The following is a 22486-nucleotide window of genomic DNA, read 5'->3' as shown; positions in this document are numbered from 1 at the left end:
TCGCCAGCATTGGGAAACAAACTCCGTGCTGGCGATTCCTTATTTCATTAGTGAATATAAGGAGGACTCAAGCTAAAAATCTATCCCTATACTTTAAAATTAACGATTACATGTTGTAATTCGCAAGATATCTTTGCCAACACTTGACTGGCAGAAGCAATTTCCTCTATCGAAGCCAATTGTTCTTCGCTGGCAGCGGAAATAGTGAGAGCTTCCACTGCATTGGTCTTGCTTTCCATATTAACGATATGTATCGTATCAGCTAATCCTTGACTTCCTACTGCGATTTGATCAATCGAATCTGATATCTCGGAAATTTGATCTGACAAGTTGGTGACTGAACTTGAGATTTCTTTAAAAACCTGACCTGCTATGCCAACTACGTTAATACCAGCATTAACAGCCTCATTGTTAGTACGAGTCGCCATAATAGTCTCATTCATGTCAATTTCATTTTTTTTGATTAATTCAGCAATTTGTTTTGCAGCTTGGTTAGATCCCTCTGCCAGCTTTCGCACTTCATCTGCAACAACTGCAAAACCTCTCCCTTGCTCACCTGCCCGTGCGGCCTCAATGGCTGCATTTAGCGCAAGAAGATTGGTTTGCCCTGCAATCGAAGCAATTAAGCTTACAATTTCACTAATTTCTTGTGACCCTTTAGCCAGTTCACCAATGACGCGCCCAACAGACTCTGAACCTTGATTAATTTGTTTCATTTGTGCCATTGCCTGGTCAATGGCACGGTATCCACGTTCTGTTTCTTTCATAGATAGGTTAGCGGTTTCACCAATGATCTTACCTGTATTTGCTATTTCTCCAATGCTTGCGGCTATTTCCTCAGCCACAGCCGCCATACTCGTGATAGAAACAGACTGTCGCTCTGTCCCTTGAGCGATTTCTGTGATCGAGGCTGCTACCTGATTTTCGGCCTGAGCAGATTGCTGCGCGCTCGCAGTTAATTGTTCACTAGATGCTGCGATAGTATCAGCTTGCAACTGTACTTGTACGACTAAATGACGTAGATTTTCTGCCATTTCCCGAAAGGCATGGGCCAATTGCCCAATTTCATCATTCGAATCAATATTAACTTGTCGCTGCGTAAGATCCCCCTGTGCTAGTAATAACGCTTCATCCCTCATAAGAACAATGGGACTGGCAAATTTATGACTAACATATGTGATTACAATCGTTGTTAGTATGATGCACAGAAAAACAACCCAAAGCATAATTTTCGACAGCACTGCCACCTCTCGCGTTACCTCTGTCTTTGGCGCAGAAACAACCATAATCCATTGTTGTCCTCCAGGAAGTTTAACCGGTGTAAAAATTCCAATATTTTCAGTCCTATCCAGATCAACATAAGATCCAGACACCCGTTTGCCTGTTTTAGCCTCTGCAAAAAGTTTGTTATAATGATCATCAAATTCCACTTTCTGCATTTGGAGCTCTGGGTCAAGTTTTTTTGTCACGACATTGAACTTTCCATTTAATTCTGGCCTTCTTGCATCTGCAAGTATCATGCCCGAGTCATCAATCAAAACGGCATACCCATTATCCTTAAATTTAACTTCTTTAATTAAATCATTCACCCGTTGCAAAGAAATATTTCCTGTGATGATTTTGACAAGATTGTTATCTTCTAACACTGGGACCGCAATAATTAGACCTATTTTTCCAGTACCTCTTGTAAGGCCAGGTTCTGATATATACAATTTCTTGGTACTCACAACCATTTTCACGTAATCACGATCAGCTACATTTGTTGTAGTTCCATTAAATCGTACACCTGAACCATCGGGAAACAGTGCATTTATATTATCAAAATTACCAGTTCTTTTATACGTATCATTTAAACTTTTAACGACTTGTGCCTGATCATGACTGCTATGCATTACCTGATTGCTAGCCAAACCTTCTAATTCAATCACTCTTTCATTAATGACGCCTCTAATCTGGTTCGAATAATCGGCACCAATCGAAACTGCGGTCTCATCAATACTCTTTGATAAAAATTGGCTGGAATAATAATAACTGAGCCCAACTACTGTTCCCAATGAAAGGATCACCAAAGGTAATACCATCAGTAATAGTCGACTGCGTATACTGGATCGTCTAAAATTCATTTTGACTCCCCCCTATATAGCATTTTCCTTGATCTGATGTCCTGTATGAATATACCATATTACTAATTTTGATATTAAAATACAAAATCCTGCAAAATATATTTACTTTGCAGAATTTCTTAATGACCAATAATATTTTTTAGCCTTCTTATCATTTAACTTTGTAAAATCACCACAGTCCTAAAAATTAACCCGCCTAGAATAAGAATAGAATCGACTCCAGCAAAAGTTTATCACATTTTCTCCTTTTAACTGTACCGTTAACTTAAGATATTCTATCAATCACAGCATTATAAGAGACATATGCTTAAAGCACGTATCTCTATATAAAAGGGCTTAACTTACTGAAAAAATTGATTCAACATAATACTGATACCCATCAACTAACAATTTTAACTCACCTGTATGGGGATCTAAGATTAAACCATGGACAGGTACATCTTGAGGAATCAATGGATTATTGCGAATTTGGGATACAGTTTCTATGATATTTTCTTCTGGATTATGAAAATTGTCGATCCACTCCTCTAGATCTTTTTTCACCATTTTGATAGCATCTGCTGAAATTCCTCTAGCTAGCATTTTTTGAATCAGACTTTGACCTGTTGTCTTGGCGACGCCACAATCCAAATGTCCAATGACGAGAATTTCCTTAATATCCAATTCAAAAATTCCTACTAATAAGCTTCGAATCGTAGCCTCAAAAGGACCAGTAATCGTATTTCCCGCATTCTTAATGACTTTAGCTTCACCACGTTTGATCCCCATAGCCACTTCTAGAAAATTGACCAATCGAGTATCCATACAAGTAAAAATCGCCAAATGCCGATTTGGATATTTGCTATTCTTGGGACAATTATGATACTCTACATACTCATTTGGCAATTGTTCAACAAATGTTCGATTGGCCTTTAATACTTGATCCAAAATATTCATTCACAATTCCCCCATTATACGAAGTTTTGAATGCGATCTTTATGCTGATTTTTTAGAGCAAGCCAATCCAATGCCAGTACGTGTGAGTAAATAAAACATACACTAATAAACCTAGAATTGTGAGTGGAATACCTAGGCGAAGCATATCTTTGAGTTCATAGGTATCTGTCGCATATGTTAATAATGTAGCAGGTGTATTAACGGGAAGAAGGAAGGAAAAATATACAAGAAATGAAGATATTAAAGTGATACTCCATACAGATATACTGGGATCATTAAAACTAACCAGCAATCCTAATATGGTCGGTACAACGAGAGCCCCTAATGCTACAATACTCGAGAAAGCCAAACGAATGATAATAAGCGGTACTGCAATAACAGCCAACATCATCGGTGCGCTCATGCTCTGAAGTCCTAAACTACCCAAAGTCGCTTGGGCACCCCAAGTCGCCGCACCAGTTTTTAATAATACTTCACCGATCGATATACCAATACCAAATAACACCAACGTACCCCATTGCACTCTGTCACTCATTTCTTTCCAAGTAGCGACCCGCGTCAAGAAGAGAAGCAAGGTGGCAAATACAGTAATCGTATTCGCATCAATATGATGCCAATGTTCTGTTCCCCAAAAAATGATCGTAATTAAAAAGATGATACCAATTCGTTTTTCCTTAGAAGTCATGGCCCCAATCTCTTTCATATATTTTTCGATAAGAGCAGGTCCCCCAGGAAGTGTTTCAAATTTGTTCATAGTGATAACTAAAACGTATGCAATCAGTCCTAGAGCAATGGAAAAAGGTCCAGCATAAATCAACCATTGGCTCCAAGTAACAGTATGATTTAATTGACTGCTCAAAAGACCAACTGTATAGGGATTAGGCGCTCCGGCAGTCAGAACCATAAGTGCAGTTATCGGTGCTATAATTCCAGTGACTAACATGAGTTGTCGAGCAAAAACACTGCGTAGATCAACATTAAAAGCCGTTATGAGTCCCATAGAAATTGGAATCAAGGCTGCTGCTCGCGCTGCAATAGAAGGAATGATAAAAGCTAGAATATAAGCGGCAATCATAATTCCCCCGATGATTCTCTTAGGCTCAGTCCCTACAACTTTCAATATATTAAGAGCGATCCGTCGATCTAAGCCAGTAAAGCGGACTGCTTCAGCCAAAAACATACCTGCAGCGACCAATATCCAACCCGAATTAACAAAACCAGACATAGCTAAGGGTATCGCTTTTGTTGTTCCAAGTAGCTTACCTGTCGTACCAACTGCGGGCGATAAGCCTAGACACATAATCATCGAAAAACAAATCGCAATGGCACTGACGGGATAAGGCATAGATTCTGTCACCCAGACGTATACCGCAAAAGCAAGTACACCGAGTATTCTTTGACCAGCTGTTGAGAGACCTGCGATCTGTGGCATCAATATAACAGCTGCCATTAATGCTAACCCAATCAAAACGTGTATTGTTTTATAAGGTGTCTTTTTTGTATTTTCTGACATTTTTGATACCTCCTAAATTTACTAGAATTTTTATAACATATCACTTTAACACATTGTATGAATGTGAGATTACACACCACGTCCATACAATGTGTTATTTTTCATCCAAAAACTTTACGAGAAACATATACGTGACCATCCATAATAGGTTTTGCTGTACGGCTTACTCCTGCTTTATCAAGATGCCAAGATTCCTCGTTCTTTTCAAGATTAATTTCAAAATCCAAGATACCTGAAGGATGACCTAATCGAACAGTACCACTAGCCTTAGCTTGTTCACTAACAAGTTCATTAACAACAGTGCCTTCAATCAAGGCTGCTGTCGATACACAGATACCACCCGTAACAGCATAAGCCTTGTGCATAACTCCTAGGGCCTTTGTTCTAGCCACCAAATCAATATCAATCGCATTGACTGTAATACCATTGATGGTAATATACTCTTGGGGAGCTGATACGAAAGCGACTTTAGGGACAGCAGGGCCTACAGCATCTTTACTAGGAGATAATCCCATCATAACAGCCGCAGTTGTACGGATATCTTCCATCATTTCTAATATTTCTGGATTAGTCTCCGTATCTTTCGGTAGCTCCACCCCACTAAGACCAATATCTGTTGCTTTAACAAACACCGATGGATTGGCCGCATCCACTAGGCTTACCCGTACTTTTTTACCATCCCTAAGAACAATCTCATCAACTACATTACCTGTAGGCAATAGCTTACCAGTTTTAGAACCACCAGAATTTAAGAAGTTTAACACTATTTTTGCACCAGTGCCTGGAACTCCGTCAATGGCATAATCACCTTCCGTAATCACTTCACCATCTTTTACTGGAATTTCAGCCTCAATTACTTTTTTGGTGTTTGTATTATAAATCCGCACCTTAGTAATCGGTTCAGTTATGGCCACTAGCCCCTGCTGGATGGCAAAAGGACCTACGCCAGAGGACATATTTCCACAGTTTCCTTCATAATCTACCACTGCATCTTTAATTCCTACATAACCAAAAGTATATTCTACATCGATATTTTCCCGATTAGATCGTGCAATGAGGGCCACTTTACTAGTAAGGGGATCAGCCCCACCGATCCCGTTGATTTGCCGAGCATCAGGACTACCATAGATAGTAAGAATGACCTTATCCCTACTGACTGGATCTGCAGGCAAATCTTCAACCATTAGGTAGGCGCCTTTACTTGTACCGCCACGCATATATACGGCTGGAATTTTTACATATTCTCTCATACTATTATTCCATTCTCCTTTTATAAATAGGGTAGTAAATATACCAAAATCAGCATTTACTACCCTACTCTATCTTTTACATACCTTACTTACTAGTGAAATTTAATAACCCACCACATAATACAATCTCTCGTTGGCGTGATGTCAAAGTACATGTTGTTGGAAACTCATATCCCTTAGTTACATTGCGCACAATAATTATATCCTGCGTTATCGCCTGATGGATGTTATCAACTGTGAGTTCATCCCCATCCTCAATCCTTTCATAATCAGCATCATCGGCAAAAGTAAGTTGCAGAATACCAAAATTCGTTAAATTAGCTCCATGAATACGCTCTACACTTTTGGCTAATAGCACCCTAACGCCCAAGTACATAGGACATAAAGCAGCATGTTCCCGAGATGATCCTTGTCCATAACTCAGGCCAGCTACAATTACGGAAGCTAAACCTTCTGCTTTGTTATTCTCACATTTAGAAGCAAAATCAGGATTAATATGATAAAATACATAACCCGAATATTTAGGAACATTAGAACGATATTTCAAAAATGGACCTGCTGGCATAATATGATCTGTGGTGATTTTATCTTCGACTTTGATCGCCACTTTAGCTGTTAATTTTTCCGGCATAGGAGTATTTTTCGGCGGAGCACCAATATTAGGTCCACGGAATACTTCTACAGAATCGTCACAAGAAGGTAAAATAACCATACTATCATCAATCTCATATAATTCAGGCAATACAATATTGGGATATTCCAAGCCTAAATCTCGTGGATCGGTAACTTTTCCAGTAAGAGCTGCTGCCACACATGTTTCAGGACTTACTAGGTATACCAGGCCATCTTTAGTACCGCTCCGACCTTCAAAATTCCGGTTATTACTTCTAAGGGATACCCCTTTAGTCTGAGGGGCTTGACCGCAGCCCACACAAAAACCGCATGTAGACTCTAAAATACGCACTCCCGCAGCAATCAGCTCTCCTAATGCACCATTTTTAGCAATCATAGCCAATACTTGTTTACTGCCTGGAGCCACTCCCATACTCACTTTAGGGTGAACTTTTTTACCTTTGATCATGGCTGCAACCATCATTAAATCCCGATAAGAGGAATTGGTGCAACTTCCTACTAAAACTTGCTGTACTTCCATTCCTTCTATTTCTTTAATGGTCTTTACATTATCTGGTGAATGGGGACAGGCAACATTAGGTACAATCGCCCCTAAATCAATTTCCATAACTTTATCATAGTGAGCATCTTCATCGGGTTTTAACTCTTGCCAATCTCCTAGCCTTCCTTGAGCTTTGAAGAAGGCTTGTGTCATTTCATCACTAGGGAATATGGAAGTTGTGACTCCAAGCTCTGCTCCCATATTTGTAATCGTGGCACGTTCTGGGACTGTCAAATAAGCGAGTCCCGAGCCGCCATACTCAATCACTGTACCTACATTCCCTTTTGTTGTTAGAATTTTCAATATTTCAAGAATAATATCTTTGGCTGCACACCAAGGCCCTAACTTACCTTCTAAATTGATACGAACTACTTTAGGATAAGTAAAGTAAAAAGGTCCTCCCGCCATAGCTACGGCAACATCCATGCCGCCAACCCCCATCGCTGACATACCAACTGCGCCACATGTAGGTGTATGACTATCCGATCCGATAAGAGTATCTCCTGGGCGACTAAAACGTTCTAAATGTACCTGATGACATATACCGTTACCAGCTTTCGAATACCGAATTCCATGTTTATCTGCTACAGTTTGTAAATATCGATGATCATCAGCATTTTCAAACCCGTCTTGTAATGTATTATGATCAATATAAGATACTGACTTGGTTTTCACTACAGGAACATCCATGGCTTCAAATTGCAAATAAGCCATGGTACCTAAGGCATCCTGAGTCAGGGTTTGGTCGATGCGTATCCCCACTTCACTGCCAACCTCCATGACACCTGACAATAAATGGTTTCCAATAATTTTTTCGAATATATTTTTTCCCATATAATGAATTCCCCCTATTAATAATATTCAAAATATTATTTAAATTGTAAGAATAGTGTACTATAATATAACTAATAAATATAATATTCGTTTTTTATCTAACTCAATAAAAAAATTTTATCAACAGAGTATAAAAGGAGATTCTAATGGATGATAAAGATTGGCTCATTTTAAAGACTATCTCTGAAGAAAAAAATATTACCAAAGCCGCTGAACGACTTTACATGTCTCAGCCAGCCCTTAGTTATCGATTAAAAAACTTAGAAACAGAATTTGGTGCCAAAATCGTATTACGTAATACCACTGGTATTGTTTTCACTCATCAGGGTGAACATTTGCTCGACTATGCACTGAGTATGTTAACACAACTCTCACTCGCCAAAGAGCGAGTTCAAAATATGAAAAATCAAGTACAAGGAACCTTACGGTTAGGAACCTCAGCTATTTTCGCCCATTATCAGCTCCCCCCTATCTTAAAGGGCTTCCTTGAACACTATCCTAATGTGGATATTTCTTTAAAAACCGGTTTAAGTTCGCAAGTTAATAAAATGTTACAAAAGGAAGACGTTGCTGTAGCAATCCTACGGGGAGATTATTTTTGGCCAGAAGAAAAGCATCTCCTTCTGGAAGAACCAATCTGCCTTGTCTCGCCTCGTGCTATTCCCTTTTCAGATCTACCCCATCATCCGCAAATTAGCTATGGAACTGATTCTTCATTACGGGTAATGCTTGAAGATTGGTGGCGGGAAAGATTTTCTTGCCCTCCTAAAACTACGATGGAAGTGGACAGTATGGACACTTGTCGCCAAATGGTTCTTCACGGTCTCGGTTGGGCCATTTTACCATTAATTGGTTTAAAAGAACACGACTCTCTCTATACCCAAGAATTATGTTGGCGAGATGGTACATCAGTTTTGCGAAGAACATGGATGCTGTATCGCAATTCTTCTTTAGAATTATCAGCAGTCCAAGCTTTTACTGATTATCTAAAAGAATATTATGAGATCTAAATCCATTTTTATAATAAAAGGCTCTCTACTTCTTGCAAGCAGAGAGCTTTTTACTACAGCCTTGTGTATGCTTTTACTAAATTGGTCAATACTATAAGAACAATCCCCTAACACTTTAATCCCTATCTTTAAATATCATCGCATACAAAGCATCCAACCTGGTCATTTAGTATGATCATTCCTATAAAAGCTAAAACAAACTTGGATAAAAACACTCAGATCGGAGTCGGTAAAATGACGAATAGTACTCTGCAATCCCCCAAACAACGTCGACCTAAGGCAGTTGCCTCCTCAATCGCTACTAATTTTTTGCATCTGAGAAACCCCTTTGTGATTGCCTGGTGGTCAGCCGCATTCCCAGGGTTTGGACATATCAGTCTAGGAAATTATATAATCGGTTTTTTATTGTTTTCATGGGAAATATTAATTAATACCCAGTCAAGTCTCAACACTGCTATTGTATATAGCTTTACAGGTCGCTTCGAAATGGCAAAAGAGATTGTAAATAATCGCTGGCTACTCTTCTATGCTCCAGTTTGGGGTTTTTGTATTTTCTCAAGTTATCGCTTGTCGGTTGATCTAAATAAACTTTCCATCTTGGCTGATCGGAATGATTCTCCGATTGAAGCTACGAGCATGTCTTTTTTTGAAATCAACCCATTAGACAAGCGCATTCCCTGGATTAGCGTAGCGTGGACTATTCTTACTCCAGGCCTTGGTCATCTCTACTGCCATAGGATACCTACAGCTTTTTTTATATTAATTGGGTGGATAGGGATAACATATATGTCCCATCTTCTTCAGGGCATTCAGTACACGGCTTTAGGTGATTTTGAGCAGACAAAAGCAGTCTTAAATCTGGAATGGTTTATGTATTTGCCTTCAATAATGGGCTTTGCAATATATGATGTTTATGTTAATACGATTGAATACAATCGACTCTTTGATATGGAGCAGGCTGCTTATTTGGTCAGGGAATATCAAGGCTCAGACTTTAAAATGCCTATATAGGAGGTAACCTTCGTTATGCATGTCGTTGCATCATTTGAGCATTCGAATTTCCTCGAACTTGCGATCACGGATCTGGCACAAAAAGGTATCGAAGAAAATCGGATATGCGCAATACCATTAAATAAGATAGCGAAAGAAAGAAGACTCTTCGACACACTCCACCAAGCCGATGGCCAGAGCATGTTTGACTTACCCACTATTCTAGCGACTATTTTTATGACGCTTGGCGTTATGTGGGGTTTTATGTGGAAATGGGGTCCGATTATATGGGGACTTTTGAGTTTCATTGGCGGAATGAGCTTGGGATTAGTTATAAAATATGTACTTTATAAAAAAAGCTTACAAAAGAAATTTTGTTATAATACCGAGGTCGTGCTTATCATAAATTGTAAGCCAAATGAAGTAGAGATTGTGGAAACAGTTTTATTCAACCATTTGGCTATCGGTATTGGCAGAAAAAATTAGCCGACAACTAAAATACTCTGAAGTGAGGAGTAGGTATAACTTATGTTAAATTTTCCCGAATCAGCTCTCAAATTAGTTCAAATACAGTCTGTTTTCACAGACATGAGAATGCAGCAGTGGCGTACGGATACTTTGTTTACCTGGCAATGGTGGCTACTGGTTGCATTGCTCATTATTCCTTGGATTTTATGGTTTTGCATTATAGATAAAAAACGTCTTACAGAGATTGTCTTGCTAGGTATGTTTATGCTTGCGACCGCCTCTTGGATGGATGATCTCGGAACGGATTTAATTCTGTGGCATTATCCTTTTAAATTACTGCCCGTTTACCCTCAATTACTTCCTATAAACTACGCAGTACTGCCAGTAACCTATATGTTAATTTACCAATATTTTCGTTCGTGGAATTCCTATCTAAAGGCGCTGACTATAATGGCATTACTCTTTTCTTTTATTGCTGAACCAGCCCTCGACTATTTAGGTATGTATAAAATGCTATGTTGGCAGTATTACTATTCTTTTCCAATTTACGTATTACTTGGTATCTTCTTCAGATGGCTAGTTGAAAAAATTTTGGCAATCAACAAAAGATATAGCTGCAATAATTGATTCGGATTACTATCCTTTAGCTGTGGCGCTGATGTGGCATAAGAAACTCTATCAGTCTCAAGTTTATAAAATAAAGTCATGGATGAAAACCCATAATGAGAAAAACATTTGGGGGGACTCGTGATGAAAAAAAATAATCATTCTAATTTAAATTGCCCCGATGATGACACCGCTGCTAAATTGCGCGAACTTACATCGACAATTGCTCATGCTCGCCAAGTAGAAAGTGATATGGAAGCCATCACACGCTCCCTTAAAGAACGTTCTGTTAATCCTGAAATTTATCAAATTGATACCTGTTTGGATACGAACGTTGCCCATCTAGAAGAAATCTTCGCAGATAGTAATGATATTCATATTAGAGAATTATTCATCATGTCACTGCAGCGCAGGGCCGTCATTGTATTTGTAGAAAGTATGACTGATCAAGCTATTATCAACGGTCACATTATGGCAAAATTGACGATGCCGCCTATTACGGGTTTATCAAATCCAATACAAGAACCTACCTATGAATATTTAAAAAATACTCTAGTAACTGCGGCTTCGGTCATGGCAACGCATGAGATGAAAGCAGCGACTAAGCGGGTATTATCCGGTGATACAGCTTTATTTGTAGATGGTTTGAGTACTGTACTCATTATTGCCACACGCAAGCTTGACTCCCGTCCTGTTTCTGATCCCCAAACAGAAAGCGATATCAGCGGTCCTCGCGATGGATTCACAGAAGAATTACGAACCAATGTTACCCTTGTCCGAAGGCGAATTAAAAATCCTAATCTTGTAGTGAAACGAGTCACTGTTGGCCAGCGAAGTGAAACAGATGTAGCAATTGTATACTTTCGTGGCATTGTCAATATGAAATTAGTTCATGAAGTAGAACAACGTCTTAAGAATCTAAACGTTGATGATCCGACTATATCTGGGCTGAAAGGTTTGCTTGAAGATCATCCCCATTCACCTTTTCCTACTATATTAACTACAGAGCGACCTGATAAGTTTACGACTGCCTTGTTAATGGGAAAGGTTGGTGTGATTATCGACGGCACACCTTATTGCCTGATTCTTCCTGCCGCCTTTTCTGATTTTTTTCAAGCAGGTGATGACTTCTTTCAAAAATGGCAGATCGGCACACTAACACGAATTTCTAGATACATTGCTGCCTTCTTAGGATTATCCTTTCCAGCATTTTATGTTGCAGTGACTTCTTTTCATCCTGCATTTTTACCTACGCCATTAGCACTCATCATTAGTACTAATCGGGAAAGCTTACCCTTTCCCGTTTTTATCGAAACATTAATTATGGTCATTGTGTTAGAAATCATGCAAGAAGCAGGGATCCGACTCCCAAAAACCGTTGGTTCTGCAGTCAGTATCGTTGGTGGTCTAGTCATTGGCGATGCATCAGTTCGAGCAGGACTCGTCAGCCCTCCTATCGTTATTGTAACTTCCTTTACGGCCATCGCTTCTTTTACCATCGTTCATCACAACATGGGACTCCCCCTGCGTTTACTACGCTTTATGCTCATGATGATGGGCGCAAGTTTTGGTCTATTTGGTGTGATGATCGGACTACTCGCAATTGCTATTCACCTTGCTAATTTAGAAAGTTTAGGTGAGCCTTATTTAGCACCCATGGCGCCACGAAACTTTGCTGCTCTCCGCGATTTAAAGGCTACATCAATTATAGTACCCCCTAAAACAATGGATAGGCGCCCTGCCTATTTAGAAACAGAAGACAGCGTACGGCAAAACACTGATAAGGAATGATAACATATTATGATGAACCACAATACCATGATTTCACCATCACAGTTTTTCATCATTGCAGTTAATTGTATGTTTGGATCTAGCTTACTCACACTTCCGAGTGACCTTGCCCGCATTGCCAAAGAAGATATGTGGATGCCAATGTTATTAGGTAGTATTTTGATATTTTTGGCATTCTGGGTTGCCCTCCAATTATCTGCATATTTTCCTAATGTCACCGTTATGGACTATCATGTTCTGCTACTTGGCCGTATTCCAGGTTTTATCTTAAATGGCCTAATGATCATACTAATGATGGTTATTATTGCATTATATTTGCGAACTTTCACCATTGCTGTCAAAGTCTACTTACTTGATCTTACACCACCCCAGGTTATTGATATTTTCCTTCTCGGACTAGGGATGTATGCCGTACAATATGGTCTTGCTCCCCTTCTACGTTTACAGCAATTTCTCTTTGTACAAGAATATGGAATATTCTTGACAATTGTTTTATTAGGTGTTTTATCCATTGAAGCAAAATATTATCAACCAATACTGGCGGAGGGAATTACACCAGTTTTACAAGGAACGATATCGACTTGGCTTACTTACACTGGACCCGAAATGTTCATCGGTTTCCTCTATCCATTTATCACTCCTAAAAAAACCATATTAAAGTGGGGGATGTATGGTATCGGTATGGCTACATTCATCTATGTTATAATGACACTCATTGTTCAAGGGATATTAGGATCAAATGAAACAGCTAATACAATTATTCCCACAATGATGGCTTATCGTTTCATTGAAATACCTGATACTTTTATCGAACGACTGGATGGCTATTTAATGACAATTTGGGTTGTTATCGCCTTTACCTCCCTCATCAACTGGATCTATTTTATTTCTTTCGGTATTGGCCAAATGTTTAAACTAGAGAGTAGTCGTTGCATAGTGGTGCTGTTACTACCTTTCATCTACTATCTTGTTTATATACCACCCAATGCCTACGCAATTCAAGTGATTACCCAATGGGTAAATTACGCTGGAATATTTTGGGGATTAGGGGTAACCCCCTTGCTACTCGTCCTGGCATGGTTAAAATCCAAGAGAAAAATGTCATGCTAAGAAAATGCTGGAAAACGCTATTAATTGGCATACTGTTCACGTTAACTTTGCTTATAGCAGGTTGCTGGGATCGCAAAGAAATTGAAAATCGCGGTTATGTCTTAGGAGTAGGCATAGACCATGTTGTATCGTCAGGACCTAAGGGACTTTATGATCTCGATAAAACGCCCCAGGCAGCAGGGCAACGAAAATATAAACTTACGATTGAAATGCCCAAATTTAACAAGCAAGAAGCAAGTAAAGAAGTAAATAAAGGGCAAAATCATCTCATTTGGTCTGGTGAAGGCGAATCTATGTTTGCCATCACTCGCATGATTAGCACAAAAACCTATTTTAGTCCATTTTTTGAAGATATTCAAATCTTGGTTTTCAGCGAAGCTGTAGCAAGAGAAGGTGTTGGTGATATACTTGATTTTTTCTTGCGTGATGCAGAAATGCGACGCTTAACAAGAGTTTTTGTTACTCCTGGACGAGCTGAAGATATCTTAAAAGCTAAACTACAAGTAGAAGAAGTAAACAGTACCTTTATTGGTAAACTGACAGCAAATACGGATAAAGCACCTTATTTTGCTGGTAAAGCAGAACTAGGGCAAATTGCCCAAGCCTTACGATCAAATCATTCTTTCATTGTACCGATCATTGTTACTGAAGATAAAGAAGTTCGGCTATTAAAAGGAGCTATTTTTAATAAAGACCATAAAATGGTTGGAGAGATGAATGAATTAGAAATTTTAGGCGGCAAAATTTTGCGCCAAACCTTGAAACAAGGCATTGTTGTTGCACCTAATCCAGCTGACCCTCAGCATACAGTCGCATTTGAAATATATGAAAAAAAAATGAATATTGATACCTCTGTACAAGATGATCAAATTTTATTTACTGTCAAAGTCATATTGATTGGCAATTTGGGCGAAAACATGGTCCATGAACAAGATGCGGTCGATCCTGTCTTTACGAAGGCTGTAGAAAAAGAAATCGCTGCTGAGGTAACGCGCAGTATCAAGGCCGCTTTCAGCAAACAACAACAGTTAAAAGCCGATGTCACTGAACTAGGAGATTTAGTCCATCGCCAGCATCCTGACTATTGGAAAAACGTACAAGACCGTTGGGATGAAGAGGTTTTTCCAATGGCTCAATTGAATGTCGACGTTAAGATTCAAATTCGCCGACCAGTCATTACTCACTAAGTATTTGTTGTATCATCATTGCTAAGCCGACTATCATATACAACCATCCACCTATGCGAGCCGTCTTTTCCGCGCAGGGATGATTTTTATTTTTGGCATCATTAACATTAAAAGTTAATGAGTATAATCCCAGTAAGATGATTATAACGGCATAACTAAGGGATAAGGGAGCTAGTAAAATAGCACTAAGTTCTGCACTGTTCATCTGTTACCTCCTGTATGTTTTAGTATGGCTTATCGTATTTTTTTTATGAATAAAATCATGATCGATTGTCTCTTGACACAATTAGACAATGGCGTGCCCTCAAAACGTAATAAAGAAATTCGAAAAAGAGATACCCCCCATTTACGATTTCGTAAACGAGGGGTATCTCATCTTTCATTAACCTAAATCTTCAATTATGGTCGTGTTTGCACCATTGAGTAACCTTGCTTTGTTAATATACTTTTTGAATGTCAATTCCATTTTTTTGAAATTCAGCAACAATTTCGTCAACATGATCATTACCATTGGTTTCAACAGTAACTTCCAATTGAACTTGTTTAAACCGATCCATCACTTTGGATTGATTGTGATCTAATTTGATCACATTTGCCTTTAACTCGGAGAGAATATTCGCAACATGAAGCAATTCACCTGGTTTATCAGGTAAATTCACTGTAAAGCAAAAGAGTCGCCCTCTCGATACTAAAGCACGATTAATAATAGCCGATATGGTAGAGATATCAATATTTCCGCCACTGACTAAACAAACTACCTTTTTATCTTTTGACTTTAATTTTTTCAGACCTGCTAAAGATAAAGCCCCTGCCCCTTCAACAATAAGTTTATGTTTCTCCATTAAGAGTAAAATAGCTTCTAAGATCTCAAATTCAGATACAGTAACCACTTCATCTACAAACTCTCTAATCAGTTCAAATGTTAAATCACCTGGTTTTTTAACAGCTGTACCATCTGCCATTGTATCCACTTTCTCAAGTTCAATCACCCTGTCTTGAATAAGAGATTCTTTAATACAACAAGCTCCTTCAGGTTCGACACCAATTATTTTTATTTCTGGTTTTAGCATTTTAATAGCAAAAGCCATACCACTAATTAAACCACCGCCACCGATAGGAACTAAAATTTCATCAACATCATCTAATTCATTTATAATTTCTAAGGCTACTGTGCCTTGTCCCATAATGACATCCAAATCGTCAAATGGATGAACAAAAACATACTGGTTCTCAGTTTCAAGTTCTCTGGCCTTTTTATAAGCTTCATCATAACTATCGCCATATAAAACCACATCGACACCATAATTCTTTGTGGCTTCGACTTTTATAATCGGCGTAGCAGCTGGCATAACGAGTGTAGCCTTTATACCAAGAAGCTGGGCAGCATAGCCAATTCCTTGCGCATGATTTCCCGCAGAAGCGGCAATAACGCCCCGACTTTTTTCTTCTTCACTGAGTTTACTGAGTTTGTTAAATGCACCACGAATTTTAAAAGCACCTGTTACTTGAAGATTCTCAGGTTTGATAAATACACGATTTCCACATTCATGACTAAAAAATGGGCTTTCGATAAGTTCTGTTTTTTTGATAACACTTTCTAATTTTTTTGCCGCCACATAAAGATCTGCAAGTGAGATATACGAATTGGCAATTTCAAATGTTTTGTTAGTTAGGTCAGGCATAAAGTTCCTCCACTCATTATGATCATTAAAATTTTTCTTTACAACAGATTAGTTTTTCAACAATTGGAATATCGGCTGGTACGAATTTATAGTTAAGGATTGTTTGTGGATCAACCCATGCAATTTCATCATGTACAGTCGAAGATAAAGTATCACCATTCCAAGACACCCAATATACGAAGAGTTGAATTCTGCCGAACTCATATTCATAACTACTTTCAGCAAAAAACTGTCCAACTTCTACATCAATTTGAAGTTCTTCAAGCATTTCGCGCCGTAAGCACTCTTCAGGTGTTTCGCCAATTTCGATTTTCCCACCTGGAAATTCCCATAAATTAGCCAATGCATCTCCAGTTCTACGCTTAGCAATTAAACATTGTCCATCTTTCATCAATAGACCCGCAACTACAACTTTCACATGAATACCCCTATTCTTTGTTCCATCATATTTATATCGAGAAAAGAATATACTTCGCGAGCAATTGCTAAACTCCTGCTAAATTACTTATATTTACGCAAAATACACCCTATCAGGTATTGACAAGGTGTATTTTTAGATCATTTTAACATTTTTCTATTTTTATTTGGCATTTACACAAGCTGGGAGTGGTTTATCATTTAGCCCTGCAAGCAAATTATCAGCGGTCAGTTGAGACATAGCCGTACGTGTTTCTTGCGTCGCCGACCCAATATGAGGCGTAATTAAAATATTAGAAAGTGTTAATAATGGATGATCACCAGGTAAAGGTTCAGGATCAGTGACATCAAGAGCTGCATAGGCGATTTTCCCAGTTTGTAATGCATCAAATAATGCATTTGTATCTACCACTGGACCACGTGACATATTAACAAAATAAGCTGTCCGTTTCATTTGCGCAAACTGGGACGCTCCAAATAATCCTCTCGTCTCTTTGGACAGAGGCGTCAATACAATCATACAATCAGCCTGTGCAAGTACTGCATCAAAAGACTGGTAAGTTGCACCTGTCTCATGATCATCCAAGCGACGATTACGATTGTAATAGATGACATTCATGCCAAAAACCTTAGCTCTCTTGGCAACTGCAACTCCAATTTGTCCCATGCCCACGATACCAAGAGTTTTCCCTGCAAGATCAATTCCGAGTGAGATCTTTGAACCGCGGTTCCAAGATCCTTCACGTACAAAATTCCACCCTTCATGAATTCGTCGTGCTGCACATAACAACAGAGAAAAAGCTAAATCGGCAGTGGTCTCAACAAGTACACCTGGCGTATTACCAAATAATATGCCATGGCGCGTACACGCTTCAGTATCCACATTATCATAGCCAACCGCTGACTGAGCAATTACCTTGAGCTTAGGAGCATATTGTAAAAGTTCCTCATTAACTTGAATATCACCAGTCACTACAAGACCTTCAGCATCTTTAAGCCAGTCAACTAGAGTCTCATGGGGAATTGATTCCGCTTTTTCCCACAGTTTTACTTCACAAGTTTCTTGAATACGTTCCAGAGCAGGAGTCATAAGCCGACCAGTCATTACGACTTTATATTGATTCATTTTCCACCCACCTATCTATTTTTTTCTTTATTTCGATAAACTTAAGTCAAAATCCTGTCCCATATCAGAAAAGACTTGGCTTACGACAAGCCTTACTTCTTTTACTTAGAGCAAGAGTGGGGAAAAAAACACCTTTATTCTGTAAAAAAATAGTACAGCATTGATCTAAAAGATCGTTGCTGTACTGATATTTTACTCTTAACTTAAGGAATCAATCCAGGGAATACAAAACTATATAGCCAGACCATAAAACCAAGGAAGATGACATAGGGAAGAGCATATTTAATGGTTCTGCGCATAATTAAACCCTCTTTGCCAAGCAGACCGACAGCAGTCGCGGCAATTACGATACTTTGGGGTGAAATCATTTTACCAGCGGAAGCACCAGCACTCCCAGCAGAAGCCATCAAAATATCAGATAATCCCAATCCTTGTGCAGTCAATGCTTGTAAATTACCAAATAATGCATTAGCCGATGTATTACTACCAGTAATAAATACGCCTAAGGCACCAATTAATGGGCTAAGGAAAGGCATAAATTGTTGATCGACAGTTGCTACCAAACTTTTAGCCATCATCGCAATCATTGATGGTTGAGCAGCTCCACTGCCACTTACCCAAACTGCCATTTTTGTTTTGGCATCAACAATGGGTAATGCCATATTCATGACTTCAGAAATGGATAAAATACAAGCTACTGTAATAAAAGCTGGTAGCATTTGTTTAAAAGTAATACTAAATTGTTTAGTGTACTCACTAAACGGAATCTTCATGAATTTAAAAGAGATTAAACCGGCAATGAGCATCAATGTTCCCGGACTTTGCAGCCAAGTAAAAGCATAGATTTTATTTGGATTATAGATATAAGACTTAATGAGCATCCACTCAGACCCAGGAACTTTACCAGCAAAAATAGGTCTAGTTGATGGCAGATTCACAGCAATGACGAGTAATGTCAAAAGGATATACGGTAACCACGACATTGCTAATTCTTGAAAATTAATATTTTTAGTGTTGCAAACACCAGGATTTTTTTCATTGGGGAATATCCAATATTCATCGACTTTCAAATTATATAAATATACAGAAAGACATCCTAAACATACAAGTGCTCCTAAGATACTTGCCAAAGTGGCACCAAGGATATTACTCACAGCAAACTCGACGATAGAAAAGCTAATACCCGTAATCAGAATGGCCGGCATGATACCTGTCATACCTTTGATGCCAGACATAATGAAAACCGTTGCAAAAGACATAATAAATGCTAAAGGTGCCATGAGCCGCCCAGTCATTTGTGACAACTTCATAAAATCTAATTGAGTTGTTAAGGCGAGAGTATCCGTAGGAATTGCCAGCGATCCAAAAGGAACGGGACCTGTATTTGCAATTAAGCAAACCAGAGCTGCCATAATTGGATCATAACCGAGGCCAACTAAAATACTGGCAGGAATCGCCACTGGTGCACCAAAACCACAAATTCCTTCCAAGAAAGCACTAAAACCAAAACCAATGAGTAATGCCTGCGCCCGACGGTCACAAGTTAATGACGACATAGCATTCTGCATTTTGTTCATCCAACCTGTTGTTTTTAATACATTATAAACAACAATAGCACCAAAAGGAATATACATGATTGGGAAAATACCAGTGATAGCCCCTTGCAGAGCTGCCAAAAGAGTAACCTGAGCTGGAAAACCATAATAGAAAATTGCTAAGATTATAGTCAATAGCCAAGCAACGGGTGCAACTCGAACTGCTGGTTGCATCAATACTGGCAGACCGATTAAGAAAACTAATAACGGTAACGAAGCAATGAACGCGTCCATTTTTTTCCTCCCTTTTTTTCCCATCCTTAGCCTTTTACTCTCTTATGCCTCCTTTCGTTAAAAATTACAAGTACTGTTCTTCATAACGAATCCCATATACTTCCTATCCCCTCTTTATTCTTCGCCACAAAACGCAAAATTCCTTTTATTGGAATACATTTTTCGTAGGTTTATATCCTAGTTTTTAGAATTTAATTATGATATTGCCAATTTTAAATCTACACCTAAAACACCAATTATTACGCTTTCTTTATCATAAATTGGCACAGAAACCGTCAAACATGACTGACCTGAAATAGCTGAAACATAGATTGACGACACATAAACTTTCCCGGCAAGACTTTCTTGAAACCACTCACGAGAACTAGCATTGGCAATACCAGCTGGTGGTAATGAAATAATAAATCTACCATCAACTTGATTCGTCCACACGGCCTCTAAATGGGAATGAGAATGTAAAAACTTAGATAATATTGTATGATGATCCGTCGCTAATAGACTGCTGATCTGAGGTTCTTCAGCCAACTGGGCCAATTCTACTTTTAACTCACTAACACTTACATCCAATTGCTCTTTTAAAACATCATCTACTGAAAAAATAGTAAGACTTTGCGTTGTCTCTACTAAATAATCAGCAACTCCACTTAATATCTGCCCCATCTGTTCTGTCTCTGTTAAATGGATACTTTGTTGATCCAATCGATTGACAACTCCATCTGCATGCTCTAAGGTTTTTCCACACATGATTGCCATTTTTTCCAAAAATGCCGCTGCATGTTCTGTTGCTTCAAGCTGGACCTGTCTAGCAGCACTGACTTCTGATAACTGAGTTTCTACATGTGCACTAGAAGATAAAATTCTTTTCAACATAACATCGGCCTCAGCTGTCGCTTTTGAACCTTGTTGCACCAGCTTTGCGCCATCAGCCGCTGCTTGTGCAGTGGTTGTAATGCCCGTATCAATTTGGGCAAGAAGGCCAAAAGCCGAACTTGCGGCAAGCTGACTTGCATCCGACAATTTTTGAATTTCTTGGGCAACTACGGAAAAACCCCTACCATGCTCTCCAGCCCTAGCTGCTTCAATACTGGCATTCAATGCTAGTAGATTTGTTTGATCTGAAATTGCGCTAATCGTTGAGAGAAAGCTATCAATTTCCTTTGCCACTTGTGTAAGAGCATCAATACGTCCTTGAATATCTGCAGAAGATTTACAAATATCTTCCATAGATTTAGCAACTTGTGAGACAAAATAACATCCTTGCTCAGCTGCTTTTTTACTTTCAATACCATCTTGATGAATTCCTTCAGCAAGAACTTTTATGGTTTTTGAAGATTCCATGACTTGATGAATTTGTTGATTAGCATATTGTGATGACTCATTTAATGAGAGAGCTAAACGCCTTGCTTCATTGGCTTCATGCTGAATTTCTTGCGCTAGTTGTGTCGCATTCCAAATTGCACCTGTTACCTGTGTTACAGCTGCAAAGACTTTACTAGAACTCACTTGAGTATCTCGAGTAAATTTGCGTAACATTTCAACTAATTTGTTAATATGGGTGACTAATGGCTGCAAATGATTAGGATAATCCTTGGCGTTAAATGCACTTCCTAATTTACCTGTTGAAATTTCCTCTACGGCATGAATTAACTTGCGATACGCTTTTCCTGTTACTAACCAAAATGACATCTTATCCTCTCCTTACATTAATTTAAACTTATTTATTTTTACCAATTAAAAACGCTACAAAATAAGAAATGATTTTTCATTTCTTATTTTGTAGCGTCATTGCTAATTATTGAATTATATAAAAATTCTATTTTTAGGCATAAGATGTCTTCTGTTTACATTTTTCTACTTTTGCCATTAATAGTATAACTCTGCTCCTTATCATTGTCAATAATCACCAATGATAATTGATTTCATTTAATTCTTTTCATTTCTAACACTAAAATGATTGCATATTATTTTTATATAATCTGACAACTTTTTCCCTTCATGCTAGTATATAATTGAAAATAAGGATATATTGAGGAGGGGTACTACCATGATCAAAAAACTAAACTTTATCCAGACTCCTTATGAGTACGATTGCGGTCGCTTACACTTATTAATTAAGGCCAATACAGAAACAAAAACAATCCATGTTCTTGACTTTTTCAGTCCCACATCATTACTAAACTGTAGAGAAGTTGTGCAACCCAATATCCTTGCACAACTACATTTCGAAGAAGAACCACTGGAGTGGAATTGGCTTTGGTATTCATCGAGTAACAAACTTTTTTTGTCACCGGTTGGTAGTGAAGGTCCTGGTAATCTCGTTGATTGCAACCATAAGGCAATTGATCATGAAGCGCTTTCTATGATACAAAAATTAAATGACATGGAATTATGGGAAAACCCATAGTCAATGGCGAATACCCCACTCAATCGAGTGGGGTAT

Annotated in this window: 19 protein-coding genes; 8 read left to right on the top strand and 11 right to left on the bottom strand. The window is 38.6% G+C overall.

All coding sequences use genetic code 11. From position 1 onward, the window contains the following. Positions 1-86 precede the first annotated feature (86 nt). The 5 genes from ACAN52_RS05795 to ACAN52_RS05775 form a co-directional block, all read right to left on the bottom strand. Positions 87-2123: a methyl-accepting chemotaxis protein gene (locus tag ACAN52_RS05795; RefSeq protein WP_378953454.1), complete on the bottom strand. Its 2037-nt coding sequence runs from the start codon at positions 2121-2123 to the stop codon at positions 87-89. A 336-nt stretch (positions 2124-2459) separates the two neighbouring features. Beyond that, positions 2460-3059 carry a beta-class carbonic anhydrase gene (locus ACAN52_RS05790; RefSeq protein WP_378953452.1) on the bottom strand — a complete coding sequence of 200 codons (600 nt, stop codon included), beginning with the start codon at positions 3057-3059 and terminating at the stop codon, positions 2460-2462. A 52-nt stretch (positions 3060-3111) separates the two neighbouring features. Next, positions 3112-4572 carry an SLC13 family permease gene (locus tag ACAN52_RS05785; protein WP_378953450.1) on the bottom strand — a complete coding sequence of 487 codons (1461 nt, stop codon included), beginning with the start codon at positions 4570-4572 and terminating at the stop codon, positions 3112-3114. Between the two features lie 101 nt (positions 4573-4673). Then, a complete protein-coding gene (locus ACAN52_RS05780; protein WP_378953448.1) occupies positions 4674-5822 on the bottom strand; it encodes a 2-methylaconitate cis-trans isomerase PrpF family protein in 1149 nt (382 codons plus the stop codon). An 85-nt stretch (positions 5823-5907) separates the two neighbouring features. Beyond that, positions 5908-7830 carry an aconitate hydratase gene (locus tag ACAN52_RS05775; protein ID WP_378953446.1) on the bottom strand — a complete coding sequence of 641 codons (1923 nt, stop codon included), beginning with the start codon at positions 7828-7830 and terminating at the stop codon, positions 5908-5910. Between the two features lie 146 nt (positions 7831-7976). Here ACAN52_RS05775 and ACAN52_RS05770 point away from each other — a divergent pair, with 146 nt between their 5' ends. The 7 genes from ACAN52_RS05770 (at position 7977) to ACAN52_RS05740 (ending at position 14992) form a co-directional block, all read left to right on the top strand. Continuing rightward, entirely contained in the window at positions 7977-8840 is an 864-nt protein-coding gene (locus tag ACAN52_RS05770) for a LysR family transcriptional regulator (protein WP_378953444.1), read from the top strand. Between the two features lie 234 nt (positions 8841-9074). Beyond that, the gene (locus ACAN52_RS05765; protein WP_378953442.1) at positions 9075-9851 is read left to right on the top strand and encodes a hypothetical protein; all 777 of its coding nucleotides are present in this window, start codon (positions 9075-9077) and stop codon (positions 9849-9851) included. Positions 9852-9866: 15 nt separating this feature from the next. Further along, entirely contained in the window at positions 9867-10316 is a 450-nt protein-coding gene (locus ACAN52_RS05760; protein ID WP_378953440.1) for a hypothetical protein, read from the top strand. A gap of 42 nt (positions 10317-10358) precedes the next feature. After that, positions 10359-10925: a CBO0543 family protein gene (locus tag ACAN52_RS05755; protein ID WP_378953438.1), complete on the top strand. Its 567-nt coding sequence runs from the start codon at positions 10359-10361 to the stop codon at positions 10923-10925. A gap of 123 nt (positions 10926-11048) precedes the next feature. Further along, positions 11049-12695 (top strand): spore germination protein, encoded by a 1647-nt coding sequence (locus ACAN52_RS05750; RefSeq protein WP_378953436.1) that lies wholly within the window; start codon positions 11049-11051, stop codon positions 12693-12695. Positions 12696-12704: 9 nt separating this feature from the next. Continuing rightward, positions 12705-13805: an endospore germination permease gene (locus ACAN52_RS05745; protein WP_378953434.1), complete on the top strand. Its 1101-nt coding sequence runs from the start codon at positions 12705-12707 to the stop codon at positions 13803-13805. Then, positions 13709-14992, top strand: a complete 1284-nt coding sequence (locus ACAN52_RS05740) for a Ger(x)C family spore germination protein (protein ID WP_378953432.1) — start codon at positions 13709-13711, stop codon at positions 14990-14992. The genes ACAN52_RS05745 and ACAN52_RS05740 overlap by 97 nt, the downstream gene beginning before the upstream one ends. Here the strand turns inward: ACAN52_RS05740 and ACAN52_RS05735 are convergent. The 6 genes from ACAN52_RS05735 to ACAN52_RS05710 all read right to left on the bottom strand — a co-directional run bounded on the left by ACAN52_RS05735 (position 14982) and on the right by ACAN52_RS05710 (position 21732). After that, entirely contained in the window at positions 14982-15197 is a 216-nt protein-coding gene (locus ACAN52_RS05735) for a CLC_0170 family protein (protein WP_378953430.1), read from the bottom strand. The two genes, ACAN52_RS05740 and ACAN52_RS05735, sit on opposite strands and share 11 nt — an antisense overlap. Before the next feature lie 232 nt (positions 15198-15429). Continuing rightward, positions 15430-16674, bottom strand: a complete 1245-nt coding sequence (gene ilvA / locus ACAN52_RS05730) for a threonine ammonia-lyase (RefSeq protein ID WP_378953428.1) — start codon at positions 16672-16674, stop codon at positions 15430-15432. Between the two features lie 25 nt (positions 16675-16699). Beyond that, positions 16700-17092, bottom strand: a complete 393-nt coding sequence (locus ACAN52_RS05725; RefSeq protein WP_378953426.1) for a (deoxy)nucleoside triphosphate pyrophosphohydrolase — start codon at positions 17090-17092, stop codon at positions 16700-16702. 162 nt (positions 17093-17254) lie between these two features. Then, entirely contained in the window at positions 17255-18217 is a 963-nt protein-coding gene (locus ACAN52_RS05720) for a 2-hydroxyacid dehydrogenase (RefSeq protein ID WP_378953424.1), read from the bottom strand. Positions 18218-18420: 203 nt separating this feature from the next. Next, a complete protein-coding gene (locus tag ACAN52_RS05715; protein WP_378953422.1) occupies positions 18421-20046 on the bottom strand; it encodes an L-lactate permease in 1626 nt (541 codons plus the stop codon). Between the two features lie 195 nt (positions 20047-20241). Further along, positions 20242-21732: a methyl-accepting chemotaxis protein gene (locus ACAN52_RS05710; RefSeq protein WP_378953420.1), complete on the bottom strand. Its 1491-nt coding sequence runs from the start codon at positions 21730-21732 to the stop codon at positions 20242-20244. 358 nt (positions 21733-22090) lie between these two features. On the opposite strand from ACAN52_RS05710, the gene ACAN52_RS05705 reads away from it, so the two are divergent. Then, positions 22091-22450 (top strand): hypothetical protein, encoded by a 360-nt coding sequence (locus tag ACAN52_RS05705; RefSeq protein WP_378953418.1) that lies wholly within the window; start codon positions 22091-22093, stop codon positions 22448-22450. The last annotated feature ends 36 nt before the right edge of the window (positions 22451-22486 follow it).

The sequence above is a fragment of the Pelosinus sp. sgz500959 genome (genome assembly GCF_042610375.1).
Taxonomy (GTDB): domain Bacteria; phylum Bacillota; class Negativicutes; order DSM-13327; family DSM-13327; genus CTSoil-075.
Note: the sequence above shows the minus strand (reverse complement) of the source record. Positions and strands in the feature narration are given on the sequence as shown.

Excerpts from the sequence above, each read along its gene's own strand:
- ACAN52_RS05795 (WP_378953454.1), bottom strand. The coding sequence starts at position 2,123 with ATGAATTTTAGACGATCCAGTATACGCAGTCGACTATTACTGATGGTA.
- ACAN52_RS05790 (WP_378953452.1), bottom strand. The coding sequence starts at position 3,059 with ATGAATATTTTGGATCAAGTATTAAAGGCCAATCGAACATTTGTTGAA.
- ACAN52_RS05785 (WP_378953450.1), bottom strand. The coding sequence starts at position 4,572 with ATGTCAGAAAATACAAAAAAGACACCTTATAAAACAATACACGTTTTG.
- ACAN52_RS05780 (WP_378953448.1), bottom strand. The coding sequence starts at position 5,822 with ATGAGAGAATATGTAAAAATTCCAGCCGTATATATGCGTGGCGGTACA.
- ACAN52_RS05775 (WP_378953446.1), bottom strand. The coding sequence starts at position 7,830 with ATGGGAAAAAATATATTCGAAAAAATTATTGGAAACCATTTATTGTCA.
- ACAN52_RS05770 (WP_378953444.1), top strand. The coding sequence starts at position 7,977 with ATGGATGATAAAGATTGGCTCATTTTAAAGACTATCTCTGAAGAAAAA.
- ACAN52_RS05765 (WP_378953442.1), top strand. The coding sequence starts at position 9,075 with ATGACGAATAGTACTCTGCAATCCCCCAAACAACGTCGACCTAAGGCA.
- ACAN52_RS05760 (WP_378953440.1), top strand. The coding sequence starts at position 9,867 with ATGCATGTCGTTGCATCATTTGAGCATTCGAATTTCCTCGAACTTGCG.
- ACAN52_RS05755 (WP_378953438.1), top strand. The coding sequence starts at position 10,359 with ATGTTAAATTTTCCCGAATCAGCTCTCAAATTAGTTCAAATACAGTCT.
- ACAN52_RS05750 (WP_378953436.1), top strand. The coding sequence starts at position 11,049 with ATGAAAAAAAATAATCATTCTAATTTAAATTGCCCCGATGATGACACC.
- ACAN52_RS05745 (WP_378953434.1), top strand. The coding sequence starts at position 12,705 with ATGATGAACCACAATACCATGATTTCACCATCACAGTTTTTCATCATT.
- ACAN52_RS05740 (WP_378953432.1), top strand. The coding sequence starts at position 13,709 with ATGGGTAAATTACGCTGGAATATTTTGGGGATTAGGGGTAACCCCCTT.
- ACAN52_RS05735 (WP_378953430.1), bottom strand. The coding sequence starts at position 15,197 with ATGAACAGTGCAGAACTTAGTGCTATTTTACTAGCTCCCTTATCCCTT.
- ilvA (WP_378953428.1), bottom strand. The coding sequence starts at position 16,674 with ATGCCTGACCTAACTAACAAAACATTTGAAATTGCCAATTCGTATATC.
- ACAN52_RS05720 (WP_378953424.1), bottom strand. The coding sequence starts at position 18,217 with ATGAATCAATATAAAGTCGTAATGACTGGTCGGCTTATGACTCCTGCT.
- ACAN52_RS05715 (WP_378953422.1), bottom strand. The coding sequence starts at position 20,046 with ATGGACGCGTTCATTGCTTCGTTACCGTTATTAGTTTTCTTAATCGGT.
- ACAN52_RS05710 (WP_378953420.1), bottom strand. The coding sequence starts at position 21,732 with ATGTCATTTTGGTTAGTAACAGGAAAAGCGTATCGCAAGTTAATTCAT.
- ACAN52_RS05705 (WP_378953418.1), top strand. The coding sequence starts at position 22,091 with ATGATCAAAAAACTAAACTTTATCCAGACTCCTTATGAGTACGATTGC.